The organism is Pseudolactococcus insecticola (assembly GCF_011170065.1).
In the GTDB taxonomy this organism is placed as follows: Bacteria; Bacillota; Bacilli; order Lactobacillales; family Streptococcaceae; genus Pseudolactococcus; species Pseudolactococcus insecticola.
Genome location: NZ_BLLH01000001.1, coordinates 174,308 through 198,589 on the forward strand (window position 1 = coordinate 174,308; position 24,282 = coordinate 198,589).

The window sequence follows — 24,282 nt, forward strand, 5'->3', positions numbered from 1 at the left end:
TTGCTATAAAATAGTGTAAAATAAAGTGATGAGCACTTACCAATAAAAGGAGATACACATGATAAAAATACTATTAGTTGAGGACGATTTATCGCTTTCAAACTCAGTCTATGATTTTCTGGAGAATTTTGCGGATGTGGTACAGGTTTTTGATGGCGATGAAGGTCTTTATGAAGCCGAAATGAACATTTACGATATTATCTTACTGGACTTGATGTTGCCTGAAAAAAATGGCTTTGAGGTCCTGTCAGAGCTGCGTGCAAAAAAAGTGATGACGCCTGTTTTGATCATGACGGCAAAAGAAAGCTTGGACGATAAAATGCATGGTTTTGATATTGGAGCTGACGACTATCTGACGAAACCTTTTTATCTGGATGAGCTCAAAGCGCGGATTCAGGCGCTGCTTAAACGCTCAGGTAAGCTTGAAGATACCTCAACGCTGAAATACGGCGATCTGACGGCCAATACCAGCAATAATCACGTGACAGTTGCGGGAAATCCTGTTGAGATTCTGGGCAAGGAATTTGATCTATTGGTTTATTTCCTGCAAAACCGCAATGTTATCTTACCCAAAGAACAGATTTTTGATCGGATTTGGGGATTTGATAGTGATACAACGGTTACAGTCGTCGAAGTCTATATGTCGAAACTACGCAAGAAACTAAAAGGCTCAGAGTTTGCTGAAAACCTATCAACCCTGCGTAATGTCGGCTATATTTTACGATAACCATGCGAATGAAAAAAATCAAACCATTCAAATCAATTCATGTCAAACAATTTTGGAAAAGTGACAGTCGCAATTTTCTGCATTTTTTTGTCGTGTTTACCATTATTTTTGCGGCGCTGACGATGATTATCCTGCAGACATTGACTACAGGCATCTATAAGACAACAGATGAGAACATCGCAAATCTGACGAAAAATCCGCAGATGCTTGCCACCCTCGCCTTGCGTGGGAGTTCTGAGAGTAACGCCACTGACGCATCACAAGCTAAAAACCAATCTGACGATACGGCTGCACAAACGCCGCCCGTCCACGTGACAAATTTCACGCCAAATCAAACCGTGCTTTTGTACGATAAAAATGGCAAAATCCTAAATGCTAACACAGATTTGACGACGGCCACAGTTGCTGCAGATGCGATATTTCGTAAGTCGAGTGTTGGTAAGTTGAATCGTGTGACCATCGCAAATCCCTATGGCAAGGATATGCTTTATCGCACGAAGCTGCTCAAAGTTCATTTCACGGGCGTGTCGACCAACATCGCCTATATCCAGATTTTTGTCAATGTTGATCAGCTTTCTGAGAGCTTAGCGCGCAGTCAGGTCGTTATTTTGACCACTATGGTAGTCTTTTGGGTCATCTCACTTGGTGCAAGTATCTACCTATCAAGATGGTCCATGAAGCCTGTTATTGCTGCCTATGAAAAGCAAAAAAACTTTGTTGAAAATGCAAGCCATGAGCTGCGCACGCCACTTGCCATCTTGCAAAATCGCTTAGAATTACTATTTCAGCGGCCAATGGCGACAATCATTGATGAGAGTGAAAACGTCTCTCAAAGTCTCGCAGAAGTCCGAAATATGCGGATCTTAACCAGTAATCTGCTGAATCTCGCCAAGCGTGATGATGGGATTAAGCCAGTATATACACAGGTTACACGCCATTATTTTGAGAAAATTTTTGAAAACTATGCCATGTTGGCTGAAAATGCTGGCAAGACATTTAGCTCAGAGTTACAGCTTGACGGTAATGTCAAGCTTGATGAAGCGCTGATTAAGCAGCTTTTGACAATCTTGTTTGATAATGCCATGAAGTACACTGATGATGACGGACAGATCAACATTCGTGTTGAGAAAGTCAGCCAAAACTTGATTTTGACTACTTCTGACAATGGTCCAGGCATTTCTGACGACGATAAAAAGAAGATTTTTGATCGTTTTTATCGTGTTGACAAGGCAAGAACGCGTCAGACAGGTGGATTTGGTCTAGGCCTATCACTCGCTCAGCAAATCGTCCAATCCTGCAATGGTAAAATCGAAGTTCATGATAACAAGCCAAAAGGCAGCCAGTTTATTGTGAAAATGAAGGCAGTTTAGTTAAATGGCTCAAACAAAATTGAGCCGTTTTTCATTTCAAATAATTGTCAAATGATAATAAATAGTGTAAAATAAGTTGACAAATATTTGATACAGGAGATATATCATGACGATTTTAGAGACAATCAATCAACCTGCTGACTTGAAAACATTGACATCAAACCAGCTTGAAGCACTTGCAGATGAAGTACGTGCGCTTGTGCTTGACAAGGTGTCAAAAGTAGGCGGACACGTGGGGCCAAACCTTGGGACGGTTGAGCTGACCATTGCTTTGCATAAAGTTTTTAACTCTCCCATTGACAAAATCGTTTGGGACGTGAGCCATCAAAGCTACCCGCACAAAATCCTAACAGGGCGCAAAAATGGCTTTGTTGACGGACATTTTCACGATATCACAGGCTATACGAGCCAGCACGAGAGCGAGCACGACTTTTTCACGGTTGGTCATACTTCAACGTCGATTGCAAACGCGATGGGCCTTGCGCACGCGCGTGATCTGACAGGCGCTACGGGCAATGTTATCGCAGTGATTGGCGACGGTTCACTCTCTGGTGGCCTTGCCTTTGAAGCGCTCAATAACGCTGGCGAGTTTGACGGTAATCTGATTGTCATCGTCAACGACAACGAGATGTCTATCGCTGAAAACCACGGTGGCCTCTATCCACACCTTGCAAAATTGCGGGAAAGTAACGGGACAGCTGCTAATAACATTTTCACTAGCCTAGGCTTGGACTATCACTATATTGCAGCTGGTAATAGCATTGATGCGCTTATCACAGGCCTTGAAAGCGTGAAGGACACGACAAAACCAGTCGTGCTCCACATTCATACAGAAAAAGGGCACGGCTATGCACCCGCTGTTGCCAATAAAGAAAAATTCCACTGGTCAGCACCGTTTGAACTCGCAACAGGCCTTACAAATCCAGGGACACCAGGTGAATCTTACACTGAGATGATCCTTGACTACATGGGAGAAAAAGTCGATAGTGGCATGCCACTTGTCGCCATTAACGCAGCCATTCCTGGCCTTATGAACCTCAAGAGTTTTGCCGCCAAATATCCTAAAAACTACAAGGATGTGGGTATCGCTGAGCAGTACTCGATTACCTATGGGCAAGCGCTCGCAGCAGGTGGCGCACGGCCGTTTATCTTCCATAACTCGACTTTCCTGCAACGTGCCTATGACCAACTCTCGCACGACCTTGCCATCAATGAATATCCAGCCATCGTCATCGTCAAAGGTGGCGTTATCAACGGCTCAGATAAGACACACCAAGGCTCTATGGCGATTGGCATGATTTCAAATATCCCGAATCTCGTTTACTTGGCGCCGACAAGTGCAGAAGAGCTTCTTGCCATGCTTGACTGGGCAACAGCTCAAACAGCGCAGCCAGTGGTGATTCAGTTGCCTGAACATGGCGTTGAGCACCGCAGTAGTCGTCTGACTGATTTTTCAAAACCAGTGTATGATGTCATAGAAAACGGTGCAGATGTAGCCATTCTAGGACTTGGTGGCTTTTATAACTTAGCAGAAAAAGCAGCAGCAGAGCTTGAGAAATCAGGCATTAAGGCAAGTCTTGTCAATCCACTTTTCATCAGTCAGCTTGATGAAACAGCTCTGCTAGAACTTGCCAAAACGCACAAGGTCATTGTGACTTTGGAAGACGGGGTGCTAGACGGTGGTTTTGGTCAGAAAGTCGCAGGATTTTTGGGACAGTCTGACGTCAAAGTACTGAACTTTGGTGCAAAAAAAGAATTCAATGACAGTGTACCTGTTGCCGAACTCTACCAACGTTATCACCTCACGCCAGAGCTGATTGCTTCTGATGTGCTTGAAAGCCTATGATCAAACGACTGCTGATTGCACCTGTTCGATTTTATCAAGTCGCGATTTCACCGTTATTGCCTAGTGCCTGTCGCTATCATCCAACCTGTTCAAACTACATGATTGAGGCCATCACAAAGCATGGTATCCTAGGTTTTATCATGGGTATCGCAAGAATCCTACGCTGCAATCCATTTGTTAAAGGCGGCGTCGACTACGTCCCAGACCATTTTTCATTGAAACGAAATCCGGTTAATCCTTATATTGATATGGAGAACGACTCACAGATGTGAGTCGTTTTTGGGCGTATGGAGAGGGGAATAGTCAAGGTAAAGCTTTCAACGTTTAATTTCTGGAAAACCAGAAAAACATGATATAATACTGTTAAAGCATGAAAGTCGTGAAAAGATATTTATGACAGAATATGGCATGGAATTTGAAGCTGCTCACGATAAAACAAACGAGATGTATAATTATGCATACGAACTTGAAAAGTGGGGAGGAGGCCAATGATGATTAGATTTACCAAGATAGTTGATAACGATGAAGTCAGGACTTATCGTGTCACAGACGGCAAAGGAAATGGCAGTGGCATTACTTCCTACGATAAATTAAAAAAAGAACTAAGTTATGTTGGCGATCCATTTTTTGAGCATGCACCAATTAAAGTAAGGACTACAATGGAGGAAAGTGTTGAACGAGGCATTGAACTACCTGACAAGTTTACTTATGGTGCTATTGGATAAGTAAAATTAACAAAACTGCAATTATGGAGGTGATTTTATGAGACAAAGTTTACAAAGACGTTGGGAAATAGATGCTGAAATGTATGAACTTGATATGGACGATCCAGATAGTGTTGCTAGATATTTAGGTTTTGAAAATGAAGCAGACCAAAAAGCTTATAATGTTTTTCAAGAAAAAGAGTTCTGGGCAACACTTCCGAATGGCAAGAAAAGAAATAAGCCAGAGTATGGGGGGGATTCACAAGCTGCTTGGAAAAAATATAAAAAAGAGCATCATTTAAAGTTTTAAGCATGGGGTTAGAAAGCAGATTCGAACCAGGCGATGGTCACTTACACTCTGTAGACAAAAATATGGTTAAAAAGAAAAGAACAATATTGGAAGATGAAGAGTACTTGAATTTTATTATTGGATTGATATTGAAAGGATGATGAATCGGATGAAACTACGGAAGCAAGACCCAAGAATAACTAAAGCAACGGAAGAATATAGTAGACTTTGCGAGGAATATGAAGAAATGACTGGTGATAGTTTGGCTGAGAGGTTTTTCTTCGACCCACTAAACATCGAAGATTATCCAGAAGAACTTGAAAGAGCTGTACAAAATCTAAAAGACGTTTTAGCAGGGAAAAAGTTGATAGACGACGTATCAACTGAGGTTAGCCCGTTAATGATTTTTTAATATTGAAATAAAACATAAAACCAAAGCGCAAAGCCAAACGGCCTGCGTTTTTGGGTATATGGAGGTAGAGATAGTTAATCTGTTTTCTTAAAAATAAACATGGTATAATAGATTTATCAATTAAGGAAGGGCACTAATGAGTAACAAGCAAAAGAAAAGAACTCTTTAAGAACTCCTTAATCTTGTGAAGTTAGTGTTAGAAATCGTCGGAATGATAATAGCACTCATCGTCACAATCATTAAGTTCTTATAATAGAGTTCCAAGGCGAAAGCCTTCGGGCTTTTGCTGTACTCATTATAACGAAAATATGGAAGAAGATAAACTCAAAAAAACGCTAACAATCGTTAGAAACGTTTTAGCCATTATCCTTGTGCTGGTCATCGCATATGTGTTGATTAAAAAATAAATTCTTTAACTAAAGAGGTAAGGTGACTGTGAAAGACAAACTGACAAGCATTAACAACGTTGTTTGGGCAATAGTAGCAAGCGTTGTAATAGCTACTAACATCAAAAAAAATGTATTTTAGAAGGACGTATTCAATGAAAAAGGTTAAATTAGACCCGGCTTTGATTTTGGCTATTGGTATTTTGATAGCTGGGCTGATAAGTTTAGCAAAAGTTATCTTTTTTTAGTAAGGTGGATCAAGGATTTTTGGAAAAACAAGGATGCTTGTACTAAATTCTTTTATATTGCATTATTTTCCATTCTAGGATAAACACGAAAACCCTTATTTTATAAGGGTTTTCGCTTACCTGTCATGACCTATTATGTCTAAAAAATGTCCCCCGCCGGAATCGAACCAGCATCAAACCCTTAGGAGGGACCCGTAATATCCGTTATTCTAGAGGGACAAAAGTGGCGAGTGCCACTCAATATTATATCATTTTATGTTGATAAATTCACCAGCTTTTAGCATTTTTTCAGGCTGTTTCTGGTATTTTTTGACATTTTTTTCGTCAAATGAATTCCCAACGATATTGAATTGGACTCATCCAGTTCAATTTTTTCTTGATTCGTTTCGTATTGTACTAGTGAATCCAAGCCGTAATAGCCTGTTCCAATTCAGAATAGGAATTAAAAATATGCCATAATAATTTTTTGTTTGAACAAGCCAAAAAAATTCTCCATGACTGAATTAGCATGACAAATTCCTTTACGGCTCATGGATTGAATGATATTGTGCGATTTAAGTGTGGTAATATAGTTTTTCATTATTGCAAATAAATGTATAATGTTTGCCTGGGATAAAGCGCTTACATAACAAAAGTGGTATAATATTTATAGTGAGTTGTGTAACTTCTAGCAGGAGGCAAGTATGCTTAGGATGAAAATCAGTGTACTACTAAATCATTATCCATAAAAATAGATAATTCTTTGCAGTAAGATTGTAAAAGAAATGCTGAATCTATCAAATTCGGGTTTAGCAATAATATGTTAAATGAATAAATTTGACTAGAAAGATTAACTATGTTTAATGATATATTAAATTATAACGACAAATTGAGCTCTGCTACTTATAGAAAGTGGCTAAGTGATTTTGCAGATAGTAAGAGAGTCTATCCACAAATTATTGAGTTAGATCCGACAACAAATTGTATGCTTGCTTGTCCTGAATGTATTAGTGCAGAATTACTGAATGGTAAATCTATTCCTAAAGAAATAATGTATTCTATGATAGATAATTTTTCAGAGCATAATGTTAAGGGGCTAATTTTTATAGGTGGTGGAGAACCACTTATGTATCCTAGATTTGGTAGCCTTTTGAATTATGCAGCATCAAAGGGCTTGAAAAATGGAATTACTACAAACGGAGTACTCATTGATAAATATCTTGAATCAATCGCAAAAAATGCGGCATGGGTCAGGGTATCTGTCGATTCATCAAATGCTAGCTCATTTCAGATTGCACGTCCAAATAGAGTTCCTAATGTATTTGACAGGATTATCAATGGCATGAGAGAACTGGCTAAAATTAAAACAGGGCTTTTAGGCTATAGTTTTCTCTTGCTGGAGACAAGAGGTTTTTCAAATGCAAAAGAATTATATGATGCTGCAAGTCTTGCAAAGGAAATTGGGTGTGATTATTTTGAATACAAACCAATGGTAGATGGCATGCATTTTTTGACGAAGTATTCGGATGAATTTTTAAATACTGTTTGGGAAATGCAGGATAAAATGAAAACGTTGGAAACAGACGATTTCAAGATAATGATGCCACAGTCTATGGAGATGTACAGGAAAGACAATTTGAATCAGCCTAAAAATTATCACGAATGTCCGCTTATAAAGTTAAGGTCTTTAGTTACACCTACGGGAGTCTATCCATGTCCTTATAAAAGGGGACAGTTAAAATACAGCCTAGGTAATATTGATGAGAATAATGATTTCTATTCACTTTTTGATAAATCAGGGGTATATGAGCACTTAGACCCCTCTCGAGATTGTCAATTTTATTGTATTAGAAATGATATAAATGAGTTTTTATTCAATCTGCTATCAGGAGATATAAAAGTAGATGAATTGCCTGTTTCTTCAATAAAAGATGTCTTTGTTTAGGGAGGGAGTTATGGATAAATATCAAATTACTGTTGTGATTCCGACTTACAATAGAGAGCGGTTACTCATTGAGACATTGAACTCTTTAAATAATCAGTCTCTTCCTAAAGAAAATTTTGAAGTTATTGTAGTCGATGATGGTTCAGAAAATTCTCCAGAGAAAGCTATCGCTGAGTTTTCAAAACAATTAAATATTAAATTTTTCATTCAAGAGGATAAAGGATTTAGGGCTGGCACAGCAAGAAATAAAGGAGTAGAAAATTCTGAAGGGGAAATAATTGTTTTTGTTGATTCGGGAGTTGTATTAGCATATGAGACTCTTGAAGAACATTGGAAGAAGCATAAAAGTAGTATTATGCCGACTGTTTTTTTAGGTTATATGTTTGGATTTGACGAACTCAATCAAAACAAAGAAAAAATAGAATCACTACATATTAGTGGAAAAAATGTAAATGATAAGCTTAAAAAAATCAATAAAAAAGATTTAGGAGATAGGAGAGAAAGTTCGTTTTCACTAAATGGCGAAAATTTATTAGCTTGGGAAAATCCTTGGCTTATTTTCTGGACAGGGCACCTGTCTTTACCCAAAAAAGAATTTCTACTACTGGGGGGATTTGATGAAAATTTTAATGGTTGGGGGTATGAAGACATTGATTTAGGTTTAAATTGGTATCGTAGTGGGTTTAAAATCCAATTTTCACGCTCCTTAGTCGCTCTACACCTGCCACATGAAAAAGTTAAGCAATCAATTCCAGAAGACAAAAGAAAAAGTTATAGTAATATACGTAAACATAAACTTTATGAAAAATATCGAGTAGAAGCGATAAAACTTTGGATGAAAGAGGCCACGGAAAGAGTTGAATTTTTAAGCCGAAAAAGAGGAATTGGAAACGGTAGAATTTGCTTAGCAGGGGAGGATTTGGATTGGTGCGGCGGAAAGACTATTCAATACCCATTACCACTAATGACAAAAAGTTTCTTTAGAAAGAATCAAAGCGGGAATTTGAGTGTATCCAGTTTATATCAAAAGAATCAGGAAAAGCTAGAATTGAATTTTCATGATATGTTTAATTGGAATTACGATGGCGCCTATTTTGATTACGTTGTTGCAGCTATCCGCAGTTTTTATGAAAAATTCAATATTTTTCCAAGTGGTATTTTGAAAATTTGTTCAAACATTCCTCCTCAATCAGGCCTTTCAAGTAGTGCAGCCGTATTGATGTCTATTATAGATGAACTTGATTTTCAGTATGGTATAGGATTGACAGATGATGAAAAAGTGAATATTAGCTATCAAGCAGAAACTTTTTATGTTGGTTCCTCCGTTGGAAAAATGGATTATTTTGCTAGTCTTAGTACTGGAATTTTCATTTTTGATGCATTAGAAAATTCCATTAAAAAGCTTTCAGAAAATTTTATGAATAATTTAGCTATTTACTTGATTTTTTCAGGAAATCAGTCAAGCTGTAAAATTGTTAATCCCCTTAAGATGGAAAGGTACAAGAAGAGAGAACAACATTTTATCAATTATAGAGATCGAGGACTGATTGAAATTCAAAACTATGAAGCAAACGTTGGATTAAATCAGACGTTTGAATTGGTTAATCGTTTTCAAAATCTAATGCGTGAAGAGTTGCAGGTATCGACACCACAGATAGATATGTTGATTGAAAAAGTCAAAAGCTTTGGAGCAGATGCAGCTAAAATTACTGGTTGCGGTCTTGGTGGCTATATTTTCTCTTTGGTAGAACAAGAAAAAAGCCTGAAATTTGAACAGGGATTGGAAGAAAATGATATTGAATATCTCAAGTGTGGAGAGAAGGAGAGACCATATGTGTAGAAATATTTATATGATACGACATGGGGAAACGCTTTTTAATGTTCAAGGACGCACGCAGGGATGGAGCGACTCCCCACTGACTGATTTAGGTATTGAACAGGCTGAAGAAGCAAGAAAATATTTCGAAAAGCAAATGTTGAAATTTGATGCTTATTTTTCTTCCACAGCAGAACGAGCCTGTGATACAATGGAGATTCTTTTTCCGAGGACTCCTTACAGGAGATTGAAAGGATTGAAAGAACAGAACTTTGGCGCTTTTGAAGGCCAACCACAATATCTTGAGCCTGATATTCCAAAGAGAGAATCATTTTTCGTGGAATTTGGTGGAGAGTCTTGGCAAAAACTTACTGAGAGGCTGAAAGATACATTAACCTCAATTTTTGAAGAAAATAAGGATTATCAGAGTATTTTGTGTGTCAGTCATGGTGCTGCAATTTCTACCCTGATGAAGTCTGTATCAACAGATGAGCAGATAAAGAAAATGCATGGCATTAATAATCTTGACATGATACACTTTACATTCAATGTCCTATCAGGGGAACTAAAGGCAATAAAAAAGATACACACCTTATCTAATTAAGCAGTATTTTGATAAAAACATAAAATCCCTTATAAAATAAGGGATTTTGTTTACGTGTTACGAGCTATCATGTCAAAATGTCCCCCGCCGGAATCGAACCAGCATCAAACCCTTAGGAGGGGCCCGTAATATCCGTTATACTAGAGGGACAAAAGTGGCGAGTGCCACTCAATATTATATCATTTTATGCTGATAAATTCACCAGCTTTTAGCATTTTTTCAGGCTGTTTCTGGTATTTTTTGACATTTTTTTCGTCAAATGAATTCCCAACGATATTGACAATGGTGCCAGATTTTCCCATACGACCAGTTCGACCAGTCCGGTGGGTATAACTTTCCAGATTGACCGGAATATCAAAGTTTATCACGTAGTCCAGGTCGTCAATATCAAGGCCGCGCGCTGCAATATCAGTGGCTAAAAGTAGCGTGATGTCACCATTTTTAAACTTTTCAATAATGGTTTTACGAAAACGCCCGCTAATATCGCTTGCGATTGATACAGCAGCAATATTTTGATAAGTCAGCTTTTCTTCCGCATTGCCAAGATCTTCAAGGCGGTTAAAAAAGACAAGTCCGCGCATACCAGGGATATGGGCAATCTGACGCAGAAGATCGATTTTTTTACGATTTTCGACTTTAATCATAAAATGGTCGACGCTTGAGCCAGTTTTTTCAACATTGATCTCAACTAGATCAGGTGCAAAGTCCTGCATGCTTGAAAAGACGTCGTGCGCCGTCGCACTTGAGGCGATAAACTGATAGTTTTTTGGCGTGCGCGTGATGATTGGCTTAACAAAGCGCCATTGCGAATCCTCAAGTAAGTTATCAACTTCATCCAGAATAATCGTATTGATCGACGTCATCTTGATTTTCTTGTCTTTAACAAGCTCAAGCGCACGACCTGGCGTCGCAACCAGAATCTCAGGCGCTTTTTTTATTCGCTCAATCTGACGCTTAATACTTGCGCCAGAAATGATCAGATTAGCCGAAAGACCAAGTGGTTCAGAAAGTGTCTTCACCACTTCAAAAATCTGACCAGCAAGCTCGCTATTTGGTGCTAAGATCAGCAGCTGCTGACCGCGTTTTTTCTCGATTTTAAGTAAACTCGGTAAGAGATAGGCGAGTGTTTTTCCTGTGCCTGTCGGGCTTGTTGCAAGGATGTTCTGACCTTGTGAGATAGCATCAAAAGACTTTTTTTGCACATCAGTAAAGTCAGCAACAGCAGCAAGTGGTGCCTGCCAAACGTCAGGTAAATCATTTTTTGTCAGCGTCAAATTGGATGCCTGCACTTTCTCTCATTGCGTAGCTCGTTTCAGCCACATTGATTGCGATACTGAGCCATTCTTCGTATTTTTCAAACTGTTTGTAGTCATTTGGCGCTTCAAGCACATTTGCGAAGTCCTTAGCCTCTTCTTGCATGTTATTTTTAACGGCAACAATTGGTAGCTCAGTTGTTGTGCCGTCAAGTGCGATAAATCTCGCGTAGCTAATCGCATTAACCGCATCAAGCACTAGGGTTCCGGTTGTTGTGTAGATTTCATTTGGCAAGTAAGAGTTGTAGTTGCCGCCTGTTTTGATGGCAACTTTGAAGTCTTCGTAAGCAAGTACGCCGACGCCTGAGACGTCAACGCCTGATGGTAGGATTTCTGCATCATAGCGTGCGTATTTTGGCTTGCCAAAAAAAGCATGCGCAGCGTAAAGCAGATAAACCCCGAGATCAGCGAGCAGTCCGCCTGAAAATGCTGCGTTGAACTTGTTTGGCAACTCGCCATTTAGCAAAGCAGGCATCTTAGACGAGTATTTTGCGTAGGTAAAGTCTGCACCGATAATGGTTTTATCAGCTAAAAAATTGCGCACAATCTCAAAAGATTTTTCATGTAAATTGCGTGCTGCTTCAAAAAAGAGAACTTTTTCCTGAGCTGCCAGTTTGATAATCTCGTCAAGCTCTGTCGGATTTGAAAAGGCAGGCTTTTCGACAATGACATTTTTACCAGCTAAAATCGCTGTTTTTGTCTGTTCAAAATGCAGAGCGTTTGGGCTTGCAATATAAATCACGTCAAGCGGTGACGCCACAAATTCTGCCAAATTATCAAAGATTTCAATTTTATTGCTGTCAAAATCCTCAGTAAAACTGACACCGGATTCAATGCGCCGTGTGTAAATCGCGTCAAATGTGTATTTTTTTGTTGAAAGTGCCGCGTCGATAAATGACCGGGAAATCCAGCCTGTACCGATTACACCTAATTTTAGTTTCATAATATCCTAATTTCTATTTTCAGTTCAATCTACAAACGGGTTCCACAAGCGGCCACCATTGATTAAAACTAAGCTTATACTTATTATAACAAAAATCCCTGCAACAAGTAGTGCGAATTTGTCAGCTTGTGTTAAAGACTGTAAGGCGTACCAAGTTCTTTTTTGTTTCTTGCCAAAATGTCTACTAGCCGCAGTAGTCGTGTGTTTTACTTGCAGCAAAAATCTGATACCAGCAAAGCTTGAGAGCTCATAATCTAAGGCATCGGCAGCTTTGCTGAGTTTTGCCATGTCTTTTTTATAGTTGGGTAAGAGATAAAAAAGCTGACTGATTTTGTAAGATAGTTGATAAGACAGACCCGCTTGATTGAGACTGGCTGCGACTTGACGCGCTTGACTCGTCCATAAAAATATCAGCAAGAAATTGACAATAATCACATCTTTGAAAAAGATATTTGCCAGATATAGCAGCTCTTGTAGACTGAAGTTATCAATCCACGTGATGTCGTAATGATAAAGGACCTGACCGTAGTTAGGATTTTTGATAAAGACGACTAGGACATGAAGCAGGATCAGAAAGCCGAAAAATTTACGGAGTTTCAGCCCTCCTAACTTGTAGCAGATGACTGAGATTAGCGCAAGAACCGCTAAAAAACGGGTATCGTTTGAAATCAAGCTCGCAATGGTAATCAAAATAAAGCCCCAGAACTTCGTCAGAGGAGAGAGATTTTTAATCAGCATCAAACACCTCCTGTCTATCCATGAGCGCAACCACATCAGGCTGGTTGCTCAAAACAACAACTGTAATCTGACGTGCGTCAAGATACTGCAAAATTTCTGGAAAATGCGTCAATTCAGGCTGATCAAAAATGATAACAGGCGCCTGTCTCATCAAAACACTAGCCGTGACAAATAGTCGTTTCTGACCATGTGACAAGTCTTTTATAAGGGTTTTATTTTTCGCCTGATCAGACAGCCCGCAAAGCGTAAGGAGTTCGTCAGAAATCTTCAGATCGGAAACGCGTCTAACAAACAGCATATCAAAAGGATTTTTAGGCACATAGTTGACTTTTTTCGTCCGTTTATCAAGTGGCTGCAGTGTGATATTTTCATAGTAATAATCGACTTCGCCAGTTGTTTTGCGAAAACCAGCCAGCATATCACCAATAGGCGCATCAGAATGGTGACTCAATGCCAATTTTTCGCCTTCAAAGACTTGAAAACTCATGTCCTCTACAAGCTCGGTGACAGACAAAATAGCCTTGTCAGGGTTGATCTGACGGGTAAAGTCAGGTTTGACATCGTGTTCTGACGGATCAGCTGTTAGCGTAATAACCTGGTCAAACAAATTGGCGTCATAATCAGTCAAACGTCCCGCAACAATCAAGCAACCAGGAAACTCATCTGGCAAAAACGCAGGCGCATCCAGCAGCAAAATATCAGCAGGGTGAATCAAAATCTGCGCCATAGCAAGTAATTCTTTCTGACGCGTCGGTAAATCTCTGATATCAGTGCCTAAAAATGCCGTCAGAGCATAGGTTTCAGCTGCTGCTGTGACTGCTTCAAGCATTTGTTCACGGGGGGCAGCATCATTTTCAAGCGTGAAAGCAAGATTTTCAGCAACACTACCAGAAATAAAATTGGCATCAATATCTTGAAAATGTTGATCAATCTCGTGCTTGGGTAAATGACTCGCAAGTGCTGCTAAAAATTGCGTTTTACCACTTGCAATTGGCCCTGTTATCAATATTTTTTGACCTTGGTCAATCGTGAGTTGATGACCTTCTAAATCTAAAACTTTTCTCATATTATAACTATTTTACCAAAAATCGCTGAAAATTGATATAATAAAGCTATGAATAAAAAAACCATTATTATCGGTGTGACGGGTGGCTCAGCCTCAGGAAAAACGTCAGTGAGCAAGGCCATTCTTGAAAATTTTCCAGATGAGCGCATTGCCATGATTGAGCATGATTCTTACTATAAAGACCAAAGCCATCTGGCTTTTGAGGAACGCCTCAAAACCAACTATGATCATCCGCTTGCGTTTGATACCGACTATTTGATTGCGCAATTGTCAGAGCTTCAGGCAGGACGTGATGTGGATATCCCGATTTATGACTACACGGCGCACACGAGAAGTCAGAAAACCTATCGTCAGAAAGCGGTTGATGTGCTGATTGTCGAGGGAATTTTGGTCTTGGAAGACCAGCGTCTGCGCGACATGATGGATATCAAGATTTTTGTCGATACAGATGATGATGTCCGCATTATCCGTCGAATCAAGCGCGATATTGAAGAACGTGGCAGGAGTCTTGATAGCGTGATTAGCCAGTATTTGAACGCGGTTAAGCCCATGTATCATCAGTTTATAGAGCCGACCAAACGCTATGCTGATGTGATTATTCCTGAGGGTGTGAGTAATGTCGTAGGTGTTGATATTATCAACACAAAGATTTCGGCTATTTTGGATGAAAACGAGTAAATCGGGAAAGAAAACGCTTGCAAAGTTTGTGAATTATGCTATACTATCAGTAGACTAAAAATAATAAGGATGACTTACGCATGAAAAATGATTTATTCGATGGACTTAAAGGAAAAATTGCTGGGAAAAACTTGAAAATCGTGTTTCCAGAAGGCATTGAGCCACGGATTATCGGCGCCGCTTACCGTCTGCAAGCTGAACAACTTTTAACGCCGATTTTGCTTGGCAATGTCGAAGAAATTTCAGCAACATTGCGCTCGCGTGGTTTGCAATCATCACTGTTTACGATTATTGATCCTGCAAACTATGATCGATTTGATGAGATGGTTGAGAGTTTTGTGGCTAGGCGCAATGGCAAAGTCACAGCAGAAGCAGCGCGTGAAACACTGCTTGACGTCAATTATTTCGGGACTATGCTCGTTTATATGGGCATCGCAGATGGTTTAGTATCAGGTGCCATTCACTCGACGGCAGATACCGTGCGCCCTGCGCTTCAGATCATCAAAACAAAACCAGGGATTTCAAGAACGTCAGGCGCTTTTCTCATGGTGCGTGCATACGGTCAGGAAAAGTATGTTTTTAGCGACTGTGCCATCAATATTGACCCGACAGCGCAAGAACTAGCTGAAATTGCGATTGATTCAGCAGATACGGCACGCCTGTTTGATATTGAGCCACGAGTTGCTATGTTGAGTTTTTCGACAAATGGTTCTGGTGCGTCTGACGACGTGACAAAAGTAGTTGAAGCGACAAAGCTTGCTAAAGAATTGCGTCCAGACCTTGCTCTTGACGGCGAAATGCAGTTTGACGCAGCATTTGTGCCAGAAGTTGGTCGCTTGAAATTTCCAGACTCAAAAGTGGCTGGGAATGCCTCAGTCTTTGTCTTTCCAGACTTGCAGTCAGGTAATATCGGTTATAAAATCGCACAACGCCTTGGCAATTTTGAAGCAATTGGGCCAATTTTGCAAGGCCTAAATAAACCCGTGTCAGACTTGTCACGTGGCTCAAATGAAGAAGATGTTTATAAATTATCAATCATTACAGCGGCTCAAGCGCTGATGTAATGTAATGAAAAAACACGGATTTGTCGAAAATCTGTGTTTTTTTGATAATATTTTGATAAAGTCATAGCAAATGCCAATGTTTAAAGGCGTTCACAATGCCGTGATCGGTATTAGCTGTTGAGATAAAGTCAGCCATAGCTTTGAGTTCTGGCACCGCATTGCCCATAGCCGTTGCGTGATCGACAGCGCCTAGTAAATGGAGGTCGTTTCGCCCGTCGCCAAAGCCGTATGTTTCGCCTGTAAAACCAAGTAGCTCGATGACTTTTTTGATACCCGTACCTTTGTTTGAGCTGGCATTGATCGTGTCAATCGAGTAGGGCGTGTTCATGAAATAGTTAAACTCGGGCACTTGCGCGCGGTAGTGGTCAACGTCAGACAGCTCATCGCTAAAAACAAGGAGCATGTTGACCTCGTTCGTCAGAAAGCGCTCAGCATCCACACTCGGCAAGGGCGCATCTGTATAGGCGTAGGCATTTCTGACGAGATCAGTCATCTGTGAGACCCAGTAGCTGTCTTTGTCGTAAAAAGCAAGCGCCTGATTTTTGGCGTCACTGGCGGTTTTCAGCTGTTTGATCTGCGCAACTGGCATGGCCTCGTGGTAGATTGTCTCGCCTTCGACGACGATAAACTGGCCGTTCATGGCAATGGCACTCGTAATGCCGGACTTCGCCATAATAGCGTCAAGCTCAAAATGCCCACGACCTGTGGCAATAATAGGCAGAATGCCGTTCTGACGAATCTGATGTAGGGCATGCGCCACCTCATCATCAATCTGACTATTCTGGTTTAATAAAGTGCCATCTAGATCAAAAAACGCCATGGCGTGATAAGTTTCGTTAATATTTTCCATAACTGTATTATAGCAAAAATATGATATAATTAAGGTATCTATGGCTAAAAACACGAAAAAAAAATCAAGTAAAAATCGGAAAATCAGCAAAAAAGCGCAAGCAGAGCAAGCAGCGAATCGTAAAATGATTGCTTTTTTTGTCGCACTTGTCGTACTTGTTTTCGCAGCAAGTCGCTTGGGTGCTGTCGGTATCACGCTTTACAATCTGATCCGCTTGCTGATAGGTAGCTTAGCTTATCTAGGTATTGCAACAGTCGTTATTTTATTGCTACTGTCCGTTTTCAAAAAAGAATTTCTATCAGAGCGTCGCAAATCAATCAGAGGCTTTTTTCTGATCTTCTTAGCGTTAGTATTGTTATTTCAGGCGCATTTTGACACCCTTTTTGGCACGGCACATACGTGGCAAATCCTATCATCTGACCTTTCAAGACTAAAAGTCAGCCACTTTGCTGGGGCAGGCCTACTTGGTAACCTCATCTATGCACCGTTAAAGTTTTTACTGTCAATGGTTGGGGTTTATTTGATTTCAGCAGTGCTTTTTCTGATAGGAATTTATCTGATGGCGCCTGTTTTTTGGCGAGAATTGGCAGGAAAAATTCAGGCCAATATCAACGAGAAATCCCAGCAAAATCAGGCAGCACGCAAACGCCGTGATGTGACAAATGCCACTGACACGCTGACGCATTCTGACCAGCGTGATACTGATGTGCAAGAAGTGGCAACTCCTGATGATGATGCAGTCAGTCAACGTGTATTTGACGTCTTGCCCTACAAAGAAGCAGAAATCGTCATCCCTGACTATGACAGAGAAACGGGTGAAATTCTAACGCCTGAAACATCAGACGAAGAAACAGAAGACGCAAGCACGATTGATTTCTCAGCAAATGAGCAGACAAATGCTCATTATACCCTGCCAGATGTGGATTTATTAGCACCAACGCCAGTCAAAAATCAGGCAAATGAACGCAAAAATGTTCAAAATAATATCAAGATTTTAGAGTCAACATTCAAAAGTTTCGGCATCCAAGCCACAGTTGAGTCAGCAGTGGTAGGGCCATCAGTATCAAAATACGAGATAAAACTCGCCACAGGTGTCAAAGTCAGCCGCATTCTCAATCTGACAGATGATTTGGCGCTCGCCCTAGCCGCTAAAGACGTCAGAATCGAAGCGCCGATTCCTGGAAAATCGCTAGTTGGTATCGAAATTCCAAACGCCGAAGTTGCCATGGTTGGCTTCCGCGAGATGTGGGAAAATGGTCAAACCAATCCTGAAAATCTGCTTGAAGTCCCACTTGGCAAGGCAGTGGACGGCTCTATCAAAACGTTCAATCTAGCTAAAATGCCGCATTTACTGGTTGCAGGCTCAACAGGTTCAGGTAAATCAGTCGCTGTAAACGGCATCATTACAAGTATTCTCATGAAAGCGCAGCCCAGTCAGGTCAAGTTTCTCATGGTTGACCCCAAAATGGTCGAGTTGGACGTCTATAATGACATTCCACATTTGCTGATTCCCGTCGTGACAAATCCGAGAAAAGCAGCGCGGGCGCTCCAAAAAGTAGTGGATGAGATGGAAAATCGCTATGAGCTATTTCGTCGTGTGGGGTCACGCAATATTGAAGGCTATAATGCCAAAGTTGAAAAGTTCAATGCTGACAGTCAGGAAAAACAGCAAACGTTACCACTGATTGTGGTGATTGTAGACGAACTTGCCGATCTGATGATGGTGGCCTCAAAAGAAGTCGAGGATGCCATCATCCGCATTGGACAAAAAGCGCGGGCAGCAGGGATTCACATGATTCTTGCGACGCAACGGCCGTCTGTTGACGTAATCAGCGGGCTCATCAAGGCAAATGTCCCGAGTCGTGTGGCGTTTGCTGTGTCATCAGGTACAGATTCACGTACCATTCTCGATAGCAATGGTGCTGAAAAGTTGCTTGGTCGTGGTGATATGCTTTTTAAGCCGATTGATGAAAATCATCCTTTGCGTTTGCAAGGCGCTTTCCTATCTGACGATGATGTGGCAAGTGTGGTTGACTTTATTAAAAATCAAGCCAGTGCTGATTATGACGAGACATTTGACCCAGGAGAAGTGGCTGAAGATGAGAATCGCGGCTTTGGTGGCGATGAAAAAAGTGCCAGTGACGCCGGAGACCCGCTGTTTGAACAGGCTAAAAACTTGGTGGTTGACAGTCAAAAGGCATCAGCTTCTATGCTACAACGCCGCCTGTCGACAGGTTTTAACCGTGCAACACGCATTATGGAAGAGCTAGAAGCTGCTGGCATTATCGGACCTGCTGAGGGCACGAAACCGCGAAAAGTCCTAGTTGCGACCCTTGACAATGTATCAGATAACAGTCGTGACACGGGAGGCCCTGATGACCGTATTTGACCAGGTAGCGCAGTTATCAGCAGATAATTTTCCGCAGTTTACCGCTATTTTTGGTGAAGATGAGGCGGTGATTTCTGAGCTCAAAACGCAAGTTTTGGACAAGGTGAATTTTGACCCGTCAGACTTGTCACAGTCGTATTTTGATCTGAGTGCGACTGACGCAGATCTGGCGCTTGAAGAGCTTGAAAGTCTACCGTTTTTTGGCGATAAGATGCTCGTTGTATTTGAAAATCTGTGGGATCTGACAACGGCTAAAAAGTCTGTTTTTACTGACAAACAAATCGCACGTCTGGAAAATTTTCTAGACAATCCATTAGCATCAACAACAGTCATTTTTATTTTTCATGGCAAGCTTGATGGCAAACGTCGGATTGTCAAAAAACTCAAGAAACGAGCACTCGAACTTGACGCAACAGAGTTGAAAATACCAGAGCTAACAAAGTATTTTGTGTCGAGTTCTGGACTGAAACCCGCAATCATTGCACTGATTATCGAAAAGTCAAATGCAAACTTTGCCATTGTCAAGCAAAATATCGAACTCGTCAGAACTTATGCTCAAGACCGTGAGGTGACAGCAGCAGATGTTGAGGCGGCTGTACCAAAATCCTTGTCAGATAATATTTTTGATCTGACGGACTTGATTTTAAAGCAGCAGTTGGTCAAAGCGCGCAGCCTCGTGTCTGATCTTGTGCTACAAGGTGAAGATGAAATCAAGTTACTCGCTATTTTGACCAACAATTTCAGGCTTTATTATCAGATCAAGCTACTGCTTGACAAGCACTACAATGACAGGCAAATCATCGAATTTCTCAAAATCAATCCTTTTAGGCTCAAGTTTCTGATGGCGCCTGCACGGATGATGACAAAAGACTTTATCAGTCAAGCGCTTACCCAGTTGATTGACACAGATTTCAAGATAAAAACTGGTCAGGCTGATAAAAAACTGCTGCTGGATTTGACATTGATCAGATTATCTGGTATAAAATAAAAATAAAGGAAATTAAAATGGCGGAAAAAGAACGGACTGTCCTCGTTGCAGGAACATTTGACATTATCCACGAGAGTCACATCTCCATGCTTCGCAATGCGAGAAATCTTGGTGATAGGTTGGTTGTCATGCTCTCAACAGATGAGTTTAACGCAGGAAAAGGCAAAAAAGCCTACCAAGACTATAATACACGCAAGTTCGTACTTGAGGCAATCAGGTATGTTGACTTGGTTGTGCCTGAACAAACTTGGGAAGATAAGGCGCTTTACATTGATATGCTTGACGTTGATATTTTTGCCATGGGCGATGATTGGCGTGGCAAATTTGATGATTTGAAAGACCAGTTCCCAAATCTAAAAGTCATGTATTTTCCACGTGGTGGGACATCAACGACAAAAATCAAAGAAGACATTGCACGAGATTATCAAGATAAGATTTAAAACCTTAGCAATAAAATATCCCAAAAGCCGTGATAGCATAAAAATATCACGGTTTTTCTCGTCAGCAGTTATAATAAAACTATGACTAAAAATGAAAAAGAAAAAATAGATACGTTGGTTGTAACAGGGATTTCTGCCCATGATAATCCTGAAAACGCTGTTGTGCCTCCGATTTATCTGACAACGACTTATGCGCAGGCAAATATCGATGAATTGGGTAATTTCCAGTATTCTCGTGCCCACAATCCGACGCGAACGCAGCTAGAAAAATTGCTTGCAAAGATTGAAAATGCGGATGCAGCCTATACATTTTCATCAGGTATGGCAGCTATTTCGAGCTTTTTTAGCCTCTTCTCACCAGGAGACAAGATTCTACTTAATAGTAATATCTACGGCGGCACCTACTCGTTTATCAGGCAATATCTCAAACAATATCAAATCGAATACGATTTAATTGACGATTTGAATGAAATATCAGATAATGAATTTAGTGATACAGTCAAAGGTATTTTTATTGAAACGCCCTCAAATCCGCTCTTGCGTGTGACAGACATTGCGAAAATCTCTGCTTTAGCCCACAAACACGGGGCGATAGTTGCTGTTGACAATACTTTTCTGACACCTTACTATCAAGAACCACTCACACTCGGTGCTGACTTGGTGATTTATTCTGCAACCAAGTATTTTAGTGGTCATGCTGATGTGATTGCAGGGTTTGTTGCAACAAATGACGCAACACTTGCGCAAAAAATCCAGTTTTTCCAGATCAATCAAGGGGCGATTTTGGCACCATTTGATGCCTACTCGCTGATTCGTGGTATTAAAACGTTGTCGGTCAGACTGGATCGCCAAGAAGAAAACACACTCGCCATCATTGATTTTTTGAAAAATCACAGCGCAGCAAAACGTGTCTACTATGCAGGAAGCCATTCTCGCTTAGAAGCTGATATTCAAGAGTCTCAGTCGTCTGGCATCGGTGCCGTGATTTCGTTTGATTTAGCTGATAATTACGACCTCAAAACATTTTTGAAGGCGCTGAAACGATTTGATTTGGCGGCGAGTTTAGGTGGCGTTGAAAGTCTGATAGAGCACGTGACGACGATGAGTCACAAACCATTTGACGACAAGTTGTTGGCGCGCATCGGGATTACAGATCGCCTATTGCGCCTAGCAGTTGGAATCGAAAACAAAGCTGATTTGATTGCGGACTTGCAAAATGCCTTTGACAAATCCAAAAAGGAGGCCTTATGACAACACCCGAACACTATGACGAATTAGTCAAAATCCGCCATTATATCCACGAAAATCCTGAGCTTTCAGGACAAGAATTCAAGACAACAGAATTTCTTAAAAATTATCTAGAAAATCTCGATATCCAAATCCTGAAAACAGGTCTAAAAACAGGTCTTGTTGCACAGATTGGCTCAGGAAATCCAGTTATCGCCTTGCGAGCTGATATTGATGCACTGCCTATTTTTGAAAATACAGGCCTTGAGTTTGCTTCTAAAAATGCTGGGGTCATGCATGCCTGTGGCCATGATTTACACCAGACAAGTCTACTTGGTGCAGCAAAAATTCTCAAAAGTCGAGAAAGTGAGCTCAAAGGCACGATTAAACTTATTTTCCAACATGCCGAAGAAGGGCATTTTGGTGCAAATGACGTCCTTGAGACAGGGATTTTGGCTGACGTTTTGGCGATTATTGGTTATCATAATATGCCGACTTTACCCGTTGGTCAGATTGGCATTCGAGAAAAAGGCATCATGGCCGCAGTTGATCAGTTTTATGTGACGGTTAAAGGGACAGGGTCACACGCCGCTTACCCGCATGAGGGGGCTGATAGCATCGTTGCAACGTCAGCTATCATCACAGGGCTGCAGCAGCTTGTTGCGAGGAACATCGACCCGCAACATGCGGTAGTGGTTTCTGTGACCCATGTTGAAGCAGGAAACACGTGGAATGTCCTACCTGATGATGCGATTTTTGAAGGCACGATCAGAACATTTGACAAATCTGACCGCGAGTTAGCAAAAAAACGCTTTTATGAGGTTGTTGAAAATGTTGCCAAGGCCTATGGTGTCTCGGTAAAGATTAAGTGGATTCTAGGACCAAATGTGACGTATAACGACCCAGAATTATCAGATTTTATCTACACTGAGACAGCCAAATGGCACGAGGATGTCGTGATTCCTGAGCCGTCCAATGCGGGTGAGGATTTTGCGACTTATCAAGAGAAGATTCCTGGTGTTTTTGCCTTTATCGGCAGTAACTCTCCAGGGAGTCCAGGCCTACATTTTTCAGACATGACCGTGAAAGATGAAACTATTCCAGTTGCAGTTGACTATTATGTCAATAACGCACTTGCACTATTAGAAAGACTAGGAAAATGACAGAAGATAAATCAAAACTACATGATATAGACGGTAATTTTAAAACTGAGCAAGATTTTACGACTAAAAAATCTGTAGAAGTTGCAGCAAATGGCAGATTTGTCCGCCAGACAAATGAGTTTATTGCTACTTTTGGCGATGATATTGAAAATGGCGAATTGCCAGTAGAAGCAGGCAAATACCGACTTTTGTGGGCGCCTGTTTGTCCATGGGCCCACCGCAGCGTCATTGTCCGCAAGATTTTGGGACTTGAAGATGTGATTTCGCTTGGGACAGCTGATCCGCTTCGGCCAAAGTTAGACCATATTGACTGGTCATTCACCCTTGATGAAGGCGACGTTGATCCTGTTTTAGGTATCAAGTACATCGGTGAGGTTTATGAAAATGCTGATCCAAACTATCTCACAGATGGCAAGCGCCCAACAGTACCTGCACTTGTTGACATTGAGAGCAAGAAAGTCGTTGAAAATGACTACCACAATCTGACCTATTACTTTGAGCGTGATTGGAAGAAATTCCATAAGAAAGGCGCACCAGACCTCTTCCCAGAAGACTTAGAACAGGATATTCGTGAGTTGAACGATATTGTCTTTCTAGAGGTGAATAACGGTGTATATCGTGCAGGATTTGCACGCTCACAAGAGGCTTACGAAAAAGCTTATGATCGCCTTTTTGCGCGCCTTGATTGGTTAGAAGAACGCTTGTCAAAACGTCGTTATCTGCATGGCGATCGCTTAACGGATTCTGACGTGCGACTCTATACGACGCTGGCACGCTTTGATGTAGCTTACTACTCTGCTTTTAACTGTAACCGTAATCGCCTGATTGATTTTCCAAACCTGTGGGCCTATGCGCGAGATCTTTATCAAACCTATGGATTTGGTGATACGACAGATTTCGAAGCGATAAAAAAACACTACTTTTTATCAACGCATATTGATCCGACAGAAGACCATCAAAAAATATTGCCGAAGGGTCCTGAGTTATCAGTATGGACAAACTGGAATGAACCGCATGGCCGTGACAAGATTGACTTTGAGATAAAATAAAATAACAAAACGCTTTCGGGGGGGGGCGTTTTTTTACGCAATATATAG

23 protein-coding genes, 2 tRNA genes and 1 pseudogene are annotated in these 24,282 nt (G+C 40.9%); 18 read left to right on the top strand and 8 right to left on the bottom strand.

Annotated elements, in window-relative coordinates; genetic code table 11:
- Nucleotides 1-58: 58 nt before the first annotated feature.
- The 7 genes from Hs20B_RS00925 to Hs20B_RS00955 all read left to right on the top strand — a co-directional run bounded on the left by Hs20B_RS00925 (nt 59) and on the right by Hs20B_RS00955 (nt 5,348).
- Nucleotides 59-727, top strand: a complete 669-nt coding sequence (locus Hs20B_RS00925; RefSeq protein WP_172354676.1) for a response regulator transcription factor — start codon at nt 59-61, stop codon at nt 725-727.
- A gap of 8 nt (nt 728-735) precedes the next feature.
- Nucleotides 736-2,097: a sensor histidine kinase gene (locus tag Hs20B_RS00930; protein ID WP_172355168.1), complete on the top strand. Its 1,362-nt coding sequence runs from the start codon at nt 736-738 to the stop codon at nt 2,095-2,097.
- A gap of 106 nt (nt 2,098-2,203) precedes the next feature.
- Nucleotides 2,204-3,943: a 1-deoxy-D-xylulose-5-phosphate synthase gene (locus Hs20B_RS00935; RefSeq protein ID WP_172354678.1), complete on the top strand. Its 1,740-nt coding sequence runs from the start codon at nt 2,204-2,206 to the stop codon at nt 3,941-3,943.
- Nucleotides 3,943-4,215: a membrane protein insertion efficiency factor YidD gene (gene yidD, locus Hs20B_RS00940; protein WP_172355170.1), complete on the top strand. Its 273-nt coding sequence runs from the start codon at nt 3,943-3,945 to the stop codon at nt 4,213-4,215. Before Hs20B_RS00935 ends, yidD begins: the two co-directional genes overlap by 1 nt.
- A 216-nt stretch (nt 4,216-4,431) precedes the next feature.
- The gene (locus Hs20B_RS00945) at nt 4,432-4,668 is read left to right on the top strand and encodes a hypothetical protein (protein WP_172354680.1); all 237 of its coding nucleotides are present in this window, start codon (nt 4,432-4,434) and stop codon (nt 4,666-4,668) included.
- Between the two features lie 37 nt (nt 4,669-4,705).
- Nucleotides 4,706-4,957, top strand: coding sequence for a hypothetical protein (locus Hs20B_RS00950; protein WP_172354682.1), 252 nt, complete (start codon nt 4,706-4,708; stop codon nt 4,955-4,957).
- 148 nt (nt 4,958-5,105) lie between these two features.
- Nucleotides 5,106-5,348 carry a hypothetical protein gene (locus Hs20B_RS00955; protein WP_172354684.1) on the top strand — a complete coding sequence of 81 codons (243 nt, stop codon included), beginning with the start codon at nt 5,106-5,108 and terminating at the stop codon, nt 5,346-5,348.
- A gap of 781 nt (nt 5,349-6,129) precedes the next feature.
- On the opposite strand, the gene Hs20B_RS00960 is transcribed toward Hs20B_RS00955, so the two are convergent.
- Both Hs20B_RS00960 and Hs20B_RS09660 read right to left on the bottom strand, forming a co-directional pair.
- Nucleotides 6,130-6,201: transfer RNA gene (locus Hs20B_RS00960), tRNA-Arg, on the bottom strand.
- Between the two features lie 105 nt (nt 6,202-6,306).
- Nucleotides 6,307-6,547: pseudogene (locus Hs20B_RS09660) on the bottom strand (IS3 family transposase); the annotation flags it as partial.
- Between the two features lie 270 nt (nt 6,548-6,817).
- Between Hs20B_RS09660 and Hs20B_RS00965 the strand changes: the two are divergent.
- From Hs20B_RS00965 to Hs20B_RS00975, 3 genes are read left to right on the top strand one after another with little or no spacing between them, the layout of a single operon-like run.
- On the top strand, nt 6,818-7,906 hold the full coding sequence (locus Hs20B_RS00965) for a radical SAM protein (protein WP_172354686.1): 1,089 nt from the start codon (nt 6,818-6,820) through the stop codon (nt 7,904-7,906).
- 10 nt (nt 7,907-7,916) lie between these two features.
- Nucleotides 7,917-9,746 carry a glycosyltransferase gene (locus Hs20B_RS00970; protein WP_172354688.1) on the top strand — a complete coding sequence of 610 codons (1,830 nt, stop codon included), beginning with the start codon at nt 7,917-7,919 and terminating at the stop codon, nt 9,744-9,746.
- Nucleotides 9,739-10,326 (top strand): histidine phosphatase family protein, encoded by a 588-nt coding sequence (locus tag Hs20B_RS00975; RefSeq protein ID WP_172354690.1) that lies wholly within the window; start codon nt 9,739-9,741, stop codon nt 10,324-10,326. The genes Hs20B_RS00970 and Hs20B_RS00975 overlap by 8 nt, the downstream gene beginning before the upstream one ends.
- Before the next feature lie 78 nt (nt 10,327-10,404).
- Here the strand turns inward: Hs20B_RS00975 and Hs20B_RS00980 are convergent.
- The 5 genes from Hs20B_RS00980 to Hs20B_RS01000 form a co-directional block, all read right to left on the bottom strand.
- Nucleotides 10,405-10,476 (bottom strand) — tRNA-Arg (locus Hs20B_RS00980).
- A 29-nt stretch (nt 10,477-10,505) separates the two neighbouring features.
- Nucleotides 10,506-11,600 carry a DEAD/DEAH box helicase gene (locus tag Hs20B_RS00985; protein WP_172354692.1) on the bottom strand — a complete coding sequence of 365 codons (1,095 nt, stop codon included), beginning with the start codon at nt 11,598-11,600 and terminating at the stop codon, nt 10,506-10,508.
- Nucleotides 11,581-12,582, bottom strand: a complete 1,002-nt coding sequence (locus Hs20B_RS00990) for a Gfo/Idh/MocA family protein (protein ID WP_172354694.1) — start codon at nt 12,580-12,582, stop codon at nt 11,581-11,583. The genes Hs20B_RS00985 and Hs20B_RS00990 overlap by 20 nt, the downstream gene beginning before the upstream one ends.
- A 24-nt stretch (nt 12,583-12,606) precedes the next feature.
- On the bottom strand, nt 12,607-13,320 hold the full coding sequence (locus tag Hs20B_RS00995) for an energy-coupling factor transporter transmembrane component T family protein (RefSeq protein ID WP_172354695.1): 714 nt from the start codon (nt 13,318-13,320) through the stop codon (nt 12,607-12,609).
- Complete coding sequence (locus Hs20B_RS01000; RefSeq protein WP_172354696.1) at nt 13,310-14,386, bottom strand: ATP-binding cassette domain-containing protein; 1,077 nt, start codon at nt 14,384-14,386, stop codon at nt 13,310-13,312. Before Hs20B_RS01000 ends, Hs20B_RS00995 begins: the two co-directional genes overlap by 11 nt.
- A 48-nt stretch (nt 14,387-14,434) precedes the next feature.
- Between Hs20B_RS01000 and udk the strand changes: the two genes are divergently transcribed.
- A complete protein-coding gene (udk, locus tag Hs20B_RS01005) occupies nt 14,435-15,064 on the top strand; it encodes a uridine kinase (RefSeq protein WP_172354697.1) in 630 nt (209 codons plus the stop codon).
- Between the two features lie 80 nt (nt 15,065-15,144).
- The gene (gene pta / locus Hs20B_RS01010; RefSeq protein ID WP_172354698.1) at nt 15,145-16,128 is read left to right on the top strand and encodes a phosphate acetyltransferase; all 984 of its coding nucleotides are present in this window, start codon (nt 15,145-15,147) and stop codon (nt 16,126-16,128) included.
- Between the two features lie 61 nt (nt 16,129-16,189).
- On the opposite strand, the gene Hs20B_RS01015 is transcribed toward pta, so the two are convergent.
- Nucleotides 16,190-16,978 carry a Cof-type HAD-IIB family hydrolase gene (locus Hs20B_RS01015; protein ID WP_172354699.1) on the bottom strand — a complete coding sequence of 263 codons (789 nt, stop codon included), beginning with the start codon at nt 16,976-16,978 and terminating at the stop codon, nt 16,190-16,192.
- A gap of 40 nt (nt 16,979-17,018) precedes the next feature.
- Here Hs20B_RS01015 and Hs20B_RS01020 point away from each other — a divergent pair, with 40 nt between their 5' ends.
- The 6 genes from Hs20B_RS01020 (at nt 17,019) to Hs20B_RS01045 (ending at nt 24,234) form a co-directional block, all read left to right on the top strand.
- Nucleotides 17,019-19,367 carry an FtsK/SpoIIIE family DNA translocase gene (locus Hs20B_RS01020; RefSeq protein ID WP_172354700.1) on the top strand — a complete coding sequence of 783 codons (2,349 nt, stop codon included), beginning with the start codon at nt 17,019-17,021 and terminating at the stop codon, nt 19,365-19,367.
- Nucleotides 19,354-20,355 carry a DNA polymerase III subunit delta gene (gene holA, locus Hs20B_RS01025; protein WP_172354701.1) on the top strand — a complete coding sequence of 334 codons (1,002 nt, stop codon included), beginning with the start codon at nt 19,354-19,356 and terminating at the stop codon, nt 20,353-20,355. Before Hs20B_RS01020 ends, holA begins: the two co-directional genes overlap by 14 nt.
- Before the next feature lie 17 nt (nt 20,356-20,372).
- Nucleotides 20,373-20,795, top strand: coding sequence for a glycerol-3-phosphate cytidylyltransferase (tagD, locus tag Hs20B_RS01030; RefSeq protein WP_172354702.1), 423 nt, complete (start codon nt 20,373-20,375; stop codon nt 20,793-20,795).
- An 81-nt stretch (nt 20,796-20,876) separates the two neighbouring features.
- Nucleotides 20,877-22,046 carry a trans-sulfuration enzyme family protein gene (locus Hs20B_RS01035; RefSeq protein WP_172354704.1) on the top strand — a complete coding sequence of 390 codons (1,170 nt, stop codon included), beginning with the start codon at nt 20,877-20,879 and terminating at the stop codon, nt 22,044-22,046.
- Complete coding sequence (locus Hs20B_RS01040; protein WP_172354706.1) at nt 22,043-23,185, top strand: amidohydrolase; 1,143 nt, start codon at nt 22,043-22,045, stop codon at nt 23,183-23,185. Before Hs20B_RS01035 ends, Hs20B_RS01040 begins: the two co-directional genes overlap by 4 nt.
- The gene (locus Hs20B_RS01045) at nt 23,182-24,234 is read left to right on the top strand and encodes a glutathione S-transferase family protein (RefSeq protein WP_172354708.1); all 1,053 of its coding nucleotides are present in this window, start codon (nt 23,182-23,184) and stop codon (nt 24,232-24,234) included. Before Hs20B_RS01040 ends, Hs20B_RS01045 begins: the two co-directional genes overlap by 4 nt.
- Nucleotides 24,235-24,282 lie beyond the last annotated feature (48 nt).

Excerpts from the sequence above, each read along its gene's own strand:
- Hs20B_RS01015 (WP_172354699.1), bottom strand. The coding sequence starts at position 16,978 with ATGGAAAATATTAACGAAACTTATCACGCCATGGCGTTTTTTGATCTA.
- Hs20B_RS00990 (WP_172354694.1), bottom strand. The coding sequence starts at position 12,582 with ATGAAACTAAAATTAGGTGTAATCGGTACAGGCTGGATTTCCCGGTCA.
- Hs20B_RS00935 (WP_172354678.1), top strand. The coding sequence starts at position 2,204 with ATGACGATTTTAGAGACAATCAATCAACCTGCTGACTTGAAAACATTG.
- Hs20B_RS00945 (WP_172354680.1), top strand. The coding sequence starts at position 4,432 with ATGATGATTAGATTTACCAAGATAGTTGATAACGATGAAGTCAGGACT.
- Hs20B_RS01045 (WP_172354708.1), top strand. The coding sequence starts at position 23,182 with ATGACAGAAGATAAATCAAAACTACATGATATAGACGGTAATTTTAAA.
- udk (WP_172354697.1), top strand. The coding sequence starts at position 14,435 with ATGAATAAAAAAACCATTATTATCGGTGTGACGGGTGGCTCAGCCTCA.
- Hs20B_RS00970 (WP_172354688.1), top strand. The coding sequence starts at position 7,917 with ATGGATAAATATCAAATTACTGTTGTGATTCCGACTTACAATAGAGAG.
- Hs20B_RS01035 (WP_172354704.1), top strand. The coding sequence starts at position 20,877 with ATGACTAAAAATGAAAAAGAAAAAATAGATACGTTGGTTGTAACAGGG.
- tagD (WP_172354702.1), top strand. The coding sequence starts at position 20,373 with ATGGCGGAAAAAGAACGGACTGTCCTCGTTGCAGGAACATTTGACATT.
- Hs20B_RS01000 (WP_172354696.1), bottom strand. The coding sequence starts at position 14,386 with ATGAGAAAAGTTTTAGATTTAGAAGGTCATCAACTCACGATTGACCAA.
- Hs20B_RS00955 (WP_172354684.1), top strand. The coding sequence starts at position 5,106 with ATGAAACTACGGAAGCAAGACCCAAGAATAACTAAAGCAACGGAAGAA.
- holA (WP_172354701.1), top strand. The coding sequence starts at position 19,354 with ATGACCGTATTTGACCAGGTAGCGCAGTTATCAGCAGATAATTTTCCG.
- Hs20B_RS01040 (WP_172354706.1), top strand. The coding sequence starts at position 22,043 with ATGACAACACCCGAACACTATGACGAATTAGTCAAAATCCGCCATTAT.
- Hs20B_RS00975 (WP_172354690.1), top strand. The coding sequence starts at position 9,739 with ATGTGTAGAAATATTTATATGATACGACATGGGGAAACGCTTTTTAAT.
- Hs20B_RS00950 (WP_172354682.1), top strand. The coding sequence starts at position 4,706 with ATGAGACAAAGTTTACAAAGACGTTGGGAAATAGATGCTGAAATGTAT.
- Hs20B_RS00965 (WP_172354686.1), top strand. The coding sequence starts at position 6,818 with ATGTTTAATGATATATTAAATTATAACGACAAATTGAGCTCTGCTACT.
- pta (WP_172354698.1), top strand. The coding sequence starts at position 15,145 with ATGAAAAATGATTTATTCGATGGACTTAAAGGAAAAATTGCTGGGAAA.
- Hs20B_RS00925 (WP_172354676.1), top strand. The coding sequence starts at position 59 with ATGATAAAAATACTATTAGTTGAGGACGATTTATCGCTTTCAAACTCA.
- Hs20B_RS00995 (WP_172354695.1), bottom strand. The coding sequence starts at position 13,320 with ATGCTGATTAAAAATCTCTCTCCTCTGACGAAGTTCTGGGGCTTTATT.
- Hs20B_RS01020 (WP_172354700.1), top strand. The coding sequence starts at position 17,019 with ATGGCTAAAAACACGAAAAAAAAATCAAGTAAAAATCGGAAAATCAGC.
- Hs20B_RS00930 (WP_172355168.1), top strand. The coding sequence starts at position 736 with ATGAAAAAAATCAAACCATTCAAATCAATTCATGTCAAACAATTTTGG.